Origin of the sequence: Pseudobacteroides sp. (assembly GCF_036567765.1) — a bacterium.
Lineage (GTDB): Bacteria > Bacillota > Clostridia > Acetivibrionales > DSM-2933 > Pseudobacteroides.
Genome location: NZ_DATCTU010000052.1, coordinates 1 through 14,585 on the forward strand (window position 1 = coordinate 1; position 14,585 = coordinate 14,585).

At 33.7% G+C, this 14,585-nt stretch carries 6 protein-coding genes; 3 read left to right on the plus strand and 3 right to left on the minus strand.

From position 1 onward, the window contains the following. Positions 1–558: 558 nt before the first annotated feature. Positions 559–3,081, minus strand: a complete 2,523-nt coding sequence (gyrA, locus tag VIO64_RS08710) for a DNA gyrase subunit A (RefSeq protein ID WP_331917202.1) — start codon at positions 3,079–3,081, stop codon at positions 559–561. 289 nt (positions 3,082–3,370) lie between these two features. Then, positions 3,371–4,252, minus strand: coding sequence for a nucleoid occlusion protein (gene noc / locus VIO64_RS08715; protein ID WP_331917204.1), 882 nt, complete (start codon positions 4,250–4,252; stop codon positions 3,371–3,373). 427 nt (positions 4,253–4,679) lie between these two features. On the opposite strand from noc, the gene VIO64_RS08720 reads away from it, so the two are divergent. Genes VIO64_RS08720 through VIO64_RS08730 form a run of 3 tightly spaced genes read left to right on the plus strand, consistent with a single transcriptional unit; the run spans position 4,680 to position 9,529 of the window. Beyond that, positions 4,680–5,696 (plus strand): hypothetical protein, encoded by a 1,017-nt coding sequence (locus VIO64_RS08720; protein WP_331917206.1) that lies wholly within the window; start codon positions 4,680–4,682, stop codon positions 5,694–5,696. A gap of 24 nt (positions 5,697–5,720) precedes the next feature. Continuing rightward, complete coding sequence (locus tag VIO64_RS08725) at positions 5,721–7,259, plus strand: stalk domain-containing protein (protein WP_331917208.1); 1,539 nt, start codon at positions 5,721–5,723, stop codon at positions 7,257–7,259. Positions 7,260–7,285: 26 nt separating this feature from the next. After that, a complete protein-coding gene (locus VIO64_RS08730) occupies positions 7,286–9,529 on the plus strand; it encodes a copper amine oxidase N-terminal domain-containing protein (protein WP_331917210.1) in 2,244 nt (747 codons plus the stop codon). 146 nt (positions 9,530–9,675) lie between these two features. Here VIO64_RS08730 and VIO64_RS08735 read toward each other — a convergent pair whose 3' ends face one another. After that, positions 9,676–14,526 (minus strand): Kelch repeat-containing protein, encoded by a 4,851-nt coding sequence (locus VIO64_RS08735; RefSeq protein WP_331917212.1) that lies wholly within the window; start codon positions 14,524–14,526, stop codon positions 9,676–9,678. Positions 14,527–14,585: the final 59 nt, after the last annotated feature.

A 14,585-nucleotide genomic window follows, 5' to 3' on the forward strand; every position in this document is an offset into this window, starting at 1 on the left:
TTTGAAAATTTAATTAGCTCTAATAATTACTTACTGACTTTTTATAAAGTTCGCAAGTTACTCAAATTTGATTTAGCTTATAAAAGCTTCATCTTAAAATTAACGAGTTTCTTTCGTCTTTTTACACTGTTTACTTTTCAAAGTCCATAGCCACTCAAGAAGCAGCTTAATCATACTATCACACTTTTTTAACACTGTCAACACTTTTTTTAAATTCTTTTTCACTGCCCATTAAAAGCTTTAATGCCTGTCTGCAAGCAGCGTGTCAACGACAGCTTATATAATATAACACCTATAAATAGCTTTTTCAACAATACTATACGCTCATAATAGCATGTCTAATTAAATTATATTCACATATCTCCATTTTACTTTGTATTATTCTTTATAGATATGTATTATAAACTTCATAATAACAATCAAATTAATACAAGTTTTATTTACTGTTATACATCCAATTAATTTATAATGCTTAATAAATAACGAACTGCAAGTTTATAAAACCTTACAGCTCGTTATCTGATCAACTGACTAATATTTATTTGAAAGAATCACAGATTATTGCTCCTGACTTTCACCTTCTGCTTCAATCTGTCCTTCAATCTCGTCTTCAGCTTCCGATTCGGTTTCTTCCTCTTTTACTATCCTCGCTACACACACAACCTTGTCGCCTTCATTCATTCGCATTAGAGTAACACCCTGTGTGGCCCTTCCTAAAATACTTATTTCACTTACATTCATTCTTATTATTGTGCCGTCAGAGCTTATAAGCATTATATCATCATTCTCATCCACCAGCTTTACTCCAGCAAGGTTACCTGTCTTAGCAGTAACTCTATAAGTCAGTATACCTTTACCGCCCCTAGTCTGAACCTTGTACTCGTCAAGCTCGCTTCTCTTACCGAATCCATTTTCAGTTACAACAAGGAGGCATAAATTATCACTGCAAACCTCCATACCTATAACATAATCATCCTTCTCAAGGTCAATACCCTTTACACCTTGTGAAACGCGACCTACTGCCCTTACGTCATTTTCGTTGAACCTTATTGACATTCCCTTGAAGGTTGCCAGCATAATATCCTGATTGCCATCAGTAAGCTTTACATCTATAAGCTCATCATTATCCTTTAAGGCAACTGCTGCAAGACCGCCCCTTCTAATACTGTTGTACTCCATAAGATCGGTTTTCTTAACCAGTCCGTTTTTGGTAGCCATTACGAGATAGCATCCTTCTTTATACTCTGATATAGGTATAACAGTAGCTACCCTTTCATCCTGATCCAACTGCAGAAGGTTTACTATTGCTGTTCCTTTAGCCTGCCTTCCCGACTCAGGTATTTCGTACGCTTTCTTCCTGAATACTCTTCCCTTATTGGTAAAGAAGAGTATAAAGTGGTGAGTTGATGTGGTAAACAGGTTCTCAACAAAGTCTTCCTCTCGGGTGCTAAGACCTATAATACCCTTTCCTCCCCTTCTCTGGCTCCTATATATATCAGTAGGCTGTCTTTTTATATAACCAAAGTGGGTAAGGGTTATAACATTTTCCTCTTCCTTTATCATATCTTCTAAATCTATTTCATCTTCATCTACGGTTATCTGAGTTCTTCTTTCGTCAGCAAACTTCTCTTTTATAACAGAAAGTTCTTCTTTTATAATTTTAAGTACAAGATACTCATTTGCTAAAACATCCTTATAATACTTAATTTTTTCAAGAAGCTCCCTGTACTCGCTCTCCAACTTTTCTCTTTCTAAACCTGTGAGTCTTCCAAGTCTCATATCCACAATGGCCTGAGCTTGTCTATCACTTAAATTGAACCTGTCCATCAAACCCTGTTTGGCAAGAGGCTCTGTTTTTGAACTTCTGATTATATTAATAACCTCATCAAGGTTATCTAAAGCAATCTTCAAGCCCTCCAAAATATGAGCCCTTGCTTCTGCCTTATTAAGCTCAAACTTTGTTCTTCTTGTAATTACATCCTTCTGATGTTTTATATAATGATCTATTGCCTGTCTTAAATTTAAGATCCTTGGCTCAAACTTCTTATCCTCTGTCTGAACAAGAGCAAGCATATTAACACTGAAGGTTTCCTGAAGCTGAGTATTCTTATAGAGCTGATTTAAAACTACATTTGCATTAGCTTCCCTTTTAAGTTCGATAACAATTCTCATACCTTCCCTGTCCGATTCATCACGAAGGTCGGAAATCCCATCAATCCTCTTATCCTTTACCAAATCAGCTATCTTTTCTATAAGTCTGGCCTTATTCACCTGGTAAGGCAATTCAGTTACAATTATACGCTGCCTGTTGTTTGGCATAGGCTCAATAGATGCCTGTGCCCTCATAACTACTCTCCCTCTTCCGGTTCTGTATGCATCTCTTATTCCCTGCTTTCCTATTATTATACCTGCAGTAGGAAAATCAGGTCCTTTAATTATCTTATTTAGCTCATCAATAGTGATTTCTGGCTCGTCAATTATTTTAACAATCCCATCTATTACTTCTCCTAAATTGTGTGGAGGTATATTAGTCGCCATACCAACTGCAATACCGGAAGAACCGTTTACTAAAAGGTTGGGAAATCTTGACGGTAGTACGACCGGCTCCATTTCATGCTCATCAAAGTTCGGCTTAAAATCAACAGTATCTTTATTTATATCACTAAGCATTTCCATTGATATCTTAGAAAGCCTTGCTTCGGTATACCTCATAGCAGCAGGAGGGTCACCATCTACAGAACCAAAGTTACCGTGGCCGTCGACCAGCATATACCTTAATGAAAAGTCCTGTGCCATACGAACCATACTCTCATATACAGCTGCATCACCATGGGGGTGATATTTACCCAGAACTTCCCCAACAGTAGTAGCACATTTTCTGTGCGGTTTGTCGGGAGTAAAACCAAGCTGAGACATGGAATATAAAATTCTTCTGTGAACAGGCTTCAATCCATCCCTGACATCAGGAAGTGCACGGTCAGCAATAACGCTCATAGCATAATCTATGAACGATTTCTTCATTTCAGATTCTATATCAACCGGTATAATTCTTTGTTCCCTTACTTCATTTGAATCTGACATTAAATTTACCCCTTTTCTAAATTGCTATATATAACCTCTCTAAAAAAGTATACAACATAATTTACTAGACAATAAAAAGAATCACTTTTTTTGAGAGATGTTTTGCCTAAGTTAATTATAAATAAATTTTCACCACTACTAATTTTAATAAAGTTTTCAATAGCTGTCCACTTTTTTTGATTTTTTTAGTATAATTATTTTTAACGTCTTACCAATTCCAATAAAAATATACTAAAGATATATTAAAGGGAACAGAATCATCTGTCCCCGTTTTTCAATTCCTAATGTATTAAGTATTTCCACCTTTAGGTATTCTTATAATAAATTCCATGTATTCTCCTCTATCAAGCTGTGCTGCTTTTGCATTAACTCCCGATTTTTTCATCAGATCTATTGCCTGTTTTATGGTGTTCACAAAAATTCTTATATCCCTAATAGCCCTTGTAAATTTCTTTTCATGTACTGCTTCTTTAGGAGTATTGGCATTGCCTGTATTATTTAAATTATTGGGCTTGTTTGTATATCTCTCTATTGCCCTGTCTACAAGCTCTTCCGTTTTCTTTACGTTCATCCCCTTTTCACAAACATGTTTCAAAACCTTCATTTGCAGCTGTTCATCATGCAGCTTGAGTAATGCTCGTGCATGTCTCTCTGTAAGATTATTGTCCTTAAGTATTTTCTTAACCAATGGCCCCAATTTGAGAAGCCTTATTTTATTTGCTATGGTAGACTGGCTTTTTCCTATCTTCTGTGCAAGCTCATCTTGTGTAAACCCGTGATCCTTGATAAGATTGTTATATCCTTCCGCCTCTTCCATGTAGTTTAAATCTTCTCTTTGCAGGTTTTCTATCAATGCAATTACGGCAGAATCATTATCATCTATGTTTACTACAATTGCCGGAATCTCTTCAAGTCCTGCCATTGTAGCCGCCCTTAGTCTCCTCTCTCCTGCTACCAACTCATATGTACTGTTTGATATCCTTCTTACATTGATAGGTTGAATAACTCCATACTGCTTAATTGATTCACATAACTCCTCCAGAGAAGAGATATTAAACTGCTTTCTTGGTTGATAAGGATTGGGCCTAATGTTTTCAATCCTTATGTAGGACATGTTTTTAATGTTCTCTTTCTTAATGTTTCTTTCTTCTTGAACCCTGTTTTCCAGCATAATATGCACCATCCTTTGTATATTTTTCCCTCGCGACACATCTCCAAGATGTCATTTTCTTTTGTTATTGGCATTAAAATACAATTAGTATATTCTCTTACTTCTTTTTAAATCCTTTTTTTATAATTAAGAATCGTTCGTCGAAATGCCTCATATTGCAACATTTTACGAATCAATATGTTGATTTGAGGTCTATATTTGCTAAATTTATGTTTTAATTTGTCATCATGTGTCGTAAACTTTTTTAGATATTTCAATTTTGTTTTTTATTGTTTTATAATGAATTTATTTAGGAATTAGTGTAAAATAGTTATTGAACTAGTTAGTTTTCTATAAATTGGCATACATCAACCAAATCAGTCCTATATATAAAGCTTACTTAATATTATTTAAACATTTATTTACATTGCTGAAAGGGGATAATAAGATGAACAGTAATTATGATATAAAATCACTGCTAGAAATAATATTTAACGTTACAAAGAAAAATGCTAAAATTTTAGCAAATCAGTATTTATTAAAGGATGTCTCTATTATTTCAAAATGGAGAAGTAATGTTTCACTGCCAAGAAATTATGATATATGCAAAATTGTAGAGTTTGTTGACACTGAGTGCACAACATCCCAGAAAAGGATAATACGTGATAACATTGAAAACCTTCTTAATAAATCAACAGTAAATGATAATGTTAAAAACATTGTCATTTCCATGGAGGATTTTAATGATTTTTTAAGAGAAGCCATTAGTGTTTCAGTTTCCAGCTCAGATAAACCAAACATTAGTGAAGTAACAGCTATAAATGAAGATGAAACAAATCCTGTCACACTAAAAGCAGTTTCAGGAAAGTCAGAAAATAGGTATACCGGAGTAGTTGAACTTGATTTGGTTCTTCCTGAAGGTGGAGATTTAAGCGATCTTTCCAATGCAGGAATTGAATTTAAAGGAAAGGTAAATCTTACCCCAAGAAAAAGGGTTATTAAAGTTGCCAATTATTTTAGGAGCAGGTCTGTATTCGGCGTTGTATTAGTCTGGGTTTTTACAGGTATTTTAATAGCACTTTTTACAGGACTGCAGAATACCAGCTTCTTTGCATTCGGCTCAAAGAGCACCATCGTTCAGACTACTCCTACGCCATGTGCCACTGTAACAAAGCCCCAGGCTACTTTAAATTCTTTAATACCTACTTCAGCAGTCACTCATGCTTCTCCTTCTGCTACACCAGTACATAAGCCTACTCCAACAAAAGAAATATCTAATAATGCATCTACAGGTAATAAAACAGGTAACAAAAACAAAACCAATGTTAAGACAAGCAATGAGACTAATAACACTACTAATAATACTACAGAAAACAAATGGAACAATTTTAGTATAAATATCGACGGTAATAACCATAAAATTGTTGTGGGTGATGAAAATGCTGTTGACTTTGAAAAGGAGTAGCATCAATTCAGTAGGTGATTAAAAATGAAAAGTAAGTTTATCTTAATTATAAAACTTTTCATATTAGCGGCATTTGTATTTAGTTCGCCATATATGGAGGTTAATGCAAAAGATGTAAGAATTATAGTTAAAAGCTTTAATATAAAAAATGCTCGGCCTGAGACTATTAATGGCATAACATACTTGCCATTAAGGAGCATTTTTCAGTCTTTAGGCTGGAAGGTTAATTGGAATACAAAAGAAAAGTCTGTGGTCTGTACCTTTGAAGACAGACAAATGAGATTCAGACATGGAAGCAGAGAAATTGATGTTAATAAAAAATATGAACTAATGGATTTTCCTTTTAAAATAATAAAAAATAAAGGTTATCTACCAAAAAAGTTTATTACACAGCAGTTTGGTATTAAAGTTAGATGGAATAAGAAAGACAACATAATTATAACTTCCGACGAAGATACTACCAGTATAACTGTTAATGGAGGAAATAACATTGTAGTTGTAGGAGACGGAATAATTGTAAACATATTTGAGCCATGCAGTGTTGAAACAATCAATGACATGATAAGTTTATCCGATAAGCTCCTTGCCTTAAGCAATGCTGAAGATGCCATAGTAAAGTATAATGAAATCCTTGATAATATTTCAAGAGATGAATTGCCTGATGTTTATTCTCATGTTATGAACAATATTGCCAATGCATACAGTAAGTTATCTGAGTATAAGCATACCAAAAGCAACATAAAAAAAGCAATAGATTGCTACCAGCAAGCAATTACTTTTTATAAGGAGACTGAGGATTGTGCAAATTACTCCATAATACTAAACAACCTTGGAAATGCATATAGGGTACTATTCGATATATCTGGAGATAAATCATTATTGCAAAAAGCTGTTAATTTGTATAAGGAATCTCTGAATTTCTATACATTAACCAAGTACCCTATGGATTATGCTCTTTTACAATACAATATGGGCAAGTCATATTCCCATCTGGAAAACTGGGATTTATCAATAGATTGTCTTCTCAAGGCAAAGGAGGTGTTAACAAAAGCACTTGATGTTTATACCATTGATAACTCACCTTCATATTATGCACTTATTAACTACAATTTAGGATCAATCAAATTTATGCTTGAAAGTATATATCCTTTGGAAGGAGGTACCAATAATTTTTCAAATCATTTTAATGAAGCATTAAAAATATGGTCAGCAGAAAGCTATCCAATGAACTATGCTAAAGTTCATGAATATTTAGGTTTTATGTGTGTAAATTCATATGAAAAGACAGACATACTGGATTATTTATATAAGGCAAAAGATGAATATGAAGAGGCTTATAAATTTTATTCATTAGAGCGCAGCCCATTTAAATATGCAAGCATAAACTATGAAATCGGCAAATTAAAAATTTATGCTTTAAATTCAAATATTTACAAAGAAAGTATTTCAGAAGCTGCTGTTTCTTTTAAAAATTGTCTTGAGGTATTTACTGCTGATCAGTATCCAAAGTATTACAAAGCTTCCCTTTCCGCATTAGACAATTTAAAAAATATTAATAATTAATAAACTAAAAAGGAAGTGACATACAAATGAAAAAAACACATACAAATGTCTTTGCAGTTTTTATTTTTTTTACTTTTTTTACTCTTTTCCTAGGTATTCAGGTACAAGCTGCTTCTGAGGAATATAAAGTCCGGATAAATGAAAGTACAGTACAGTTCACCATGTCGCCTATTATGGAAAAAGGAACCTTGCTTATACCAATCAGAGAAGTATGCGAAATCTTTGGATATAAAGTTAATTGGAATGCATCAGCTAAATCTGTTACTTGTACAAAAAACGACAAAAGTATTTTTGTGAAAATCAATGATAAAAATGCAAAAGTAAACAATAAAAATATTACACTCACCCTTCCTGTTTCAATAATCAAAGGCAGAATATATGCTCCTTCGATGTTGGTAAGCGAGGCACTTGATCTCAAAATAAGTGTTTTAAAAAAAGACAGAACAGTATGTTTTACAAGTAAAAATTCATCATCAGTTTCTGTATCAGGGGAAAATAATTTTCTTTCAGCAGGGTCCAATCTTATAGTAAGCTTAATTGAGAAAAATGATAAGCCAAACTCAAATAAAGCTATTGAGTCCGCTGATAGACTCCTTAAAAATAAAAATTATCTTGGAGCCATACAAAGCTATGAAAAAATTCTAAAAAGTATATCAAGTGTAAAAAACCCTAAAGAATATGCACATGTTATGAACAACATGGGTTTTTCGTATGTAGAACTTGCCTGTTTAATCAACAAGGAAGAAAACTCTTTAAAAGCAATTTCTATTTTTGAGGAAGTTTTAAATAAGATAAAAGATAAACGTTTTTCGTTGGAAAGAGCAAATGCCTATACAGGTATTGGCAATGCATACGTAATTTTGATTAAGATTCGCGATACAGAAGTGAATAGTATGAAATGTATAGCTGCTCTTGATGAAGCATTAAAGCTGTATGATAAGGAAAAAAATCCACTTGACTGTTCCTATGCTGAGCTTTTAAAGTCAGTTTGTTTTTCAAATGCTGCTTCTTTAAAAGATCCAAATCAAAACTTGTCAAAAGCATATAAATCAATTATTAATTCCTTAAATTACTTTAAAGGTGATAAAAAATCCAAACAATATGTTGAAATACTAAAAAACAAGGGTGTTATTTTGCTAAATAATTTTTTCAATACAAATAAGATTGATGAGGTTAAATTGTCATTGACAGATTTTGAAGAGGCCTTAAAATATAACGATATAAATAAGTACCCTGACGATTATGCTCAAATACAATTCTATAAAGGAATTGCTCACCAGTTTTTAGCTGAAATGCAGTCACCAATGGAAAACTTTGAAAAAGCAACTAAATACTTTAATGAATCACTTAGTTTTTATACCATTGATCAATCTCCCTCAGGTTATGCTCATATTCAAAATCAATTAGGCCTTATTTTCTTACAATTGTCTTCTTATTTAGATTTTGATGAAAATATTGATAAAGCTTTTAAAGCCTTTGATGAATCTTCAAAAATTTATACTGTTGACCAATATCCAATGGCTTATGCCCAACTTCAGTCAGATTATGGAGTTACATACAACAGGGTTGCAGATTACAAAAATGATAAAGATTACTATGATAAATCATTAAAAGCTTTTGATAACTCCCTAAAAATATATAATGCTAAAAAGCACTCTGAGCAATACATAAAAATATTAATTGAGATGGGAAAAACGTATCATAGCAAAAGTGTCAGTTTTAAAGATAAGGATATAGCATTTAGTGCAGTAAAGTGCTATGAAGAAGCATTAGAACTTTGCCCTAAAGATAACAATCCTGTTTATTATGCATATTGCCGGGCAAATCTTTCATCAACACTAGTTCATCTTGCTGGCCTAAATGTTGATCCTCTCACTAATGCCAAAAAGGCCATTGATATATGCAAAGAATCATCAGAATTTTTTACATCCGATTCTTTTCCGGAGTATTATGCTTCTCTTAAAATAAATTCCGGAAATGCTTATCAGATCCTAAGCGGCATTGAAAACCATGAAGAGAATCTCCTAAAAAGTATCAATGAATATAAAGAATGTTTAAATATTTTTACAATGGACATATTTCCAGACAACTTCGCATCTACCTATAAAAAGCTTGGTGATGCTTATTTATCATTATCGGGTATAAAAAACAACGAAGAAAATAAACGACTTGCATTAAATTGTTACAACGAATCATTAAAAGTTTATACAGATAAAACCAGCAAGAAATACATTGAAGTAATGGATAAAAAAAAGCTGGCAGAGCAATAAGGTTGTTTGAATACTTTAAGAGGTTAATGTTTTATCAAATGTCAACAAACCCTCTAAGATATGTTGACATTTGATATTTTTTTATAAATCCCAATGTTTATGTTCTATTCTGCCAGCTGTAATAACTTTTATATCTTATATCTATACTATTGTTGTATTGGAAACTTGGGTATAAAGCCCCTGGAATATTTATTAATAAAACCTGCATCCAAGGTATTTACCAAACCGTTTCCATCTACATCTGCAGCCAGCCGTCCATAATCATACTGAAAGCTATGTATTGTATCCAATATATAGTTTTTTACTATTGTATAGTCATCCAACGTAACAGTAGATGTTCCATCTACATCTCCATATATGAATATATCTATAGACCCGTTATTAAATTTGATACCTTGGTATTGATACGTAGGTGATTTATATAATTTACATATACTATTATCAAAACTAACTGCTGTACTTCCTATAGTTTGTATGGTATCAAGAACATCAAACTCTATATTGGCCAATATACCGTTTGTTTTTATAAGTTTATTGGATTTTATATCTCCAGTAAATATTACAGTTATCTTTCCTATCTTTCTGTTAACAGTATAAGTAAAGGATGAACTTGCAGGTATAGTCTCACCTGCCATTACGTTTAAAACAGAAAGCTTTGTCGGGTCGAAATCCACTGCCACTTCAGCTTTGTAAACCCCATCTGTTGGAATATTACTAATTGTAATAGGAACTGATTTTTTACCTTCCCTTGGTTCCATGACAATACTGCCTATTGAAAGTTTTGAAATAAAGTCATCAGAAGCATACACACTATCTAAAGCTATAAGCATATCGTGAAAATTCAAACCACCTATGGCATATGCATTGTTATTAACATATTCAACTTTGTGCCTGTAAGCATTGTAGACAAAGTTTCCTTTTTTTGTCCAGGTTTCAGTTTTAGGATCATACTCCTTAAAATCTTCACTCCTATTTCCAACTACATAAATTTTGTCATTGAGACTGAAAACGCCAAACTGAAATTCTGTAGTTTGCATTGGCTTTTTGATAATCCATTTATTAAGTGCAGGATTATATTCTTCTATTGAATCTAAAACTTTTCCTCTTTCATCCTGACCTCCCATTGCGTAAATCTTGCCGTTTGCAACAGTAACGCAATGATTAACCCTAGGAATATTCATTGCTGCTAAGGTTGTCCATCTATTTTTAGCAGGGTCATATCTTAAAATGTTATCTGCCAAAGATACATCATAATCTTGAATCGCCTCATTATAAACTGCCTTTCTGCCTCCAACAACATACATATAATTGTTTAAGGATACTGCCTCATGCATATATCTTTTCTCAGGCATTTTATTTTTAAGTGCCCATTTTTTATTTACTGGATCATATTCTTCCGTATTATCATAAAAATCATATGGAGAAGGGTGTACATTTGCTCCTCCACAAACATATATTTTTCCGTTTACTTCGGCTGATGCCAGGTTAACTTTTGTAGATGACATCTTTGGACATTCAGTCCATTGGTTGTTTACAGGATCATATTCTTCAACTGTATCAAGACTTGACAATTCATAATTTTTTCCTCCAAAACCACCAAAGGCATATATTTTTCCATTCGCAACAGTAGAAGTAAAGAATGACCTTTGATATATCATATCATTTTTCCTTGTCCACTTTCCCATATCCGGGGTGTAGCTATACAAAACATCCTCATATTTTGTACCGTTATAACCGCCTATTATAATCAACTTTCCGTTTAATGCAACAGATGAGTGGCCATGCAAACTCACCGGCAATGTACTCCTTGCTGTCGTTAAACCAGTTAAAGGTTCATATTCTTCAATTTTATTTGAATTTTTGCCACCTGATGAATAAAATACTCCATCAATCTGTGACAATGGAAAATCTGAATTCCATTTATTTAAATTTTTCTTAATATCCCAAGATTCCAAAGAGGGACTAAACACCTCAACAGCTTTAACTTCTGCTGTACCGCATACACCTCCTAATACCCATATAGATCCATCCTTGACTGTAACACCAAAATTACTGCGTGCTGTAGGCATTGTTTTTCCTGTAGTCCAAATATCATTTTCAGGGTCATACACTTCTACCGTATCTAGTGGAGATTCATTAGTACCACCTATAGCATAAACCTTTCCATCAATAAATGCTGCACCTAAACCACTTCTTGGGGTTATCATTTGAGCCCTCTCGGTCCATTTACCCGTTAAGATATCAAATTCTTCCACTGTATCCAAGTATGATCCATTATATCCGCCTATGACATAGATTTTGCCGTTACTTCCTTCTACAACCGCTGCACCTGCCCTGGCTTCTTTCATAATGTCTTTGCTTGCCCACATATCATTTTCAGGATCATATTCCTCAACTGTACTTAAATAAGTAGAATCTCCATTTTTACCTCCAAAAACATACACTTTCCCATTACTTGCTGCAACTGCTGAAAATTCAGCTCTTGGTTCTTTCATGGAAGCTTTCGTCTCCAAACCGCTATCTAGAGTATTTATAGTAAAGTCAATTGATTCACTTGTATTAAAATTTGTTCTTGCTCTTACAGCAAAGTTATACGGTGAATTTGGTTCAATTGCGGTCAATTTTGTAGTAGTACCCTGTGTTTGTTCAAACAGCTGACCCTCAAAATAAACATCATAAAATTCTGCTCCCTCAACTGGCTTCCATGTTAGATTAATATTGGCAGTTGTAGATTTGCCTGAGATAGTCGTAGTATTTAGAAGAGTTGAGGCCATAATAGTATTGCTCCACTCTCCAATCTTTTCATCATTTTTAGCCCTCACCCTATATTTGTGATTTGTGCTGTAATCAAGATTTTTATGGATATAGCTTGTATCTGTGATGCTTATAACTGTTCCATCCACTGAAATATCATAGCCTGTAGCTCCGGGTACAGCACTCCAGCTGACATTTATTAGATCCACTGTTGAAGCTGCCTTTAAGTTGCACGGTATACCAAAGAAGTCATATGATGCAACCAACGAAAATGGTTGAAGACCACATGGAATATTATACCCTTCAACTTCTATCCTGTATTGACCTTTGACCGGGTTATCAATTGTAACTGTTTCAACATTATTTAGCCTGTCCGCTTCAGAATTAAAAGGTGATGTAAAATCATTACCCCTATAAATTACTTTACCATCAGGTGATATGACCTTCAGGTCTATATCATTAACAAGAGCCTTCGAAGCAGAAACACTCCCCGGATAATCGGTCCAAACCAAAGACACTTTAAGGGGCTTGTCTGTACTTGTCACATTTAAGCTTGACTCATAAGTTAACTTCTGTCCTGTTTTAATGGTTGAGTTTTGATCAATAACCTTTGTAGCTAATAATGAATCATAAATATTTACTTTTCCCCAACCCTTCTCGTTTGTATATCCGTAAGTTAAGGCACCGTTAATTATAAAAGCCTTTATAAGTGCAGCACTTGGATTATTAATGCCTAAAGTTTTTTGTATATATTCACGAATTACCGCTACTGAACCGGCTGTAAGAGGTGTTGCCATTGATGTACCGCTCTTAAACTCATAATTTGTATTCTCAGAATAATTAGAAGAATATTGGACCACACTTGATCTTGTGGAAGCTATGTATGAGCCTGGAGCAACTACATCAGGCTTAATCCTTCCATCCTTGCATCCATAGCTTGAAAATATCGCCCTTTCATCTGGATCATCAGACTTTGATAACCCCTCTTCAATCGGCATATAAGGTCTGAAGTTTTCCGATGCTCCTACTGTTATACAGTTCTTTGCTGTTCCAGGGGAACCTACACTGCTTGCACCTGATCTTCCATCATTCCCTGCTGAAAACAACACAGTCATATCCTTATTGTCCCATATAAATTTATCAACATTTATTGAGTTTTCCGTATAGGATCCACCCTCTGAAGATCCCCATGAATTTGTATGTATTCTTGCACCATTCTCATAAGCCTCTTTTAGTAAATCATATAAAGTCTCGGAAAACCTTATACTACCTAGCGAGTCAGGGATAATATCCTGAACTATAAGCTTTGCCTTTGGTGCCGTTCCTTTTATTTTTCCTCCAGACATCTGCCCATTACCTAAAACAGAACCTGCAGTATGGGTACCATGTCCGTTACTATCACTCCCATCTCCGCTGTTTTTATCTATTATTTTTGTAACCCTTCCGGAAAAGTCACTATGAAGATTATTGTTATAAAGGCCTGGATTTCCTTTATCCAATCCAGAGTCTGCCACGCAGACAGTTTGTCCTTCTCCTTCATAGCCTAATGTTTTCAGTAGTTCTCCCCCTATTATGCCCCGTGCAACATCGTTATGTAATTTAAAATTACGGGTCTTCTCTATATATTTTACTGATTTTAGTTTAGATAATTCATTTAAAGATTTGAGCTTAACTTTAACTTTTTTAAGATCACTTCTTTTCTTAACCTTTGATGTTCCATCTTTATTAATTTCACTTAATACTTCATCTGATCCATTATCAAATGTGCTTACTTGTATATCAACCTCTTCTTCCATAACTTTTTCATCATTACTTTTTATTTTTTCCATAAGATCCAGATCAATCTTATATTCATCCAGATATGGTATTACGTCTGTGATGCATTCAACCTTCTTCACTTTTTCCAAAGTATCATTTGTTAAAAAAGATACAAATGAAAAGTCAGGAATGTAGTCAAGTAAACTAGCACCTTGCTTAATAACATTATCTTTCATTTCATCTGTAATAGGCCCATTAAATACTATTATGTATGGGCTGCTTTCTTTTGAAGAGTTATCTGTCTTATAATCTACTTGGCTCTTTTTATTTTGTTTATAAGTTTCAAACTTTGATGATCTTAAATGTAGCCTATAAGAACTATTGCCTCCCTGTTTTCCTGCTGCAAATGAGGTTATATTCATTCCGGCAGTTGATAGTAAAATAGAAACAGACAATGCTGACGCTAAAACCTTTTTAAATTTCATTTTTAACCTCCTAAATTAATTAAAATTTTTATTTATATATATTCATAACAACCTATTCA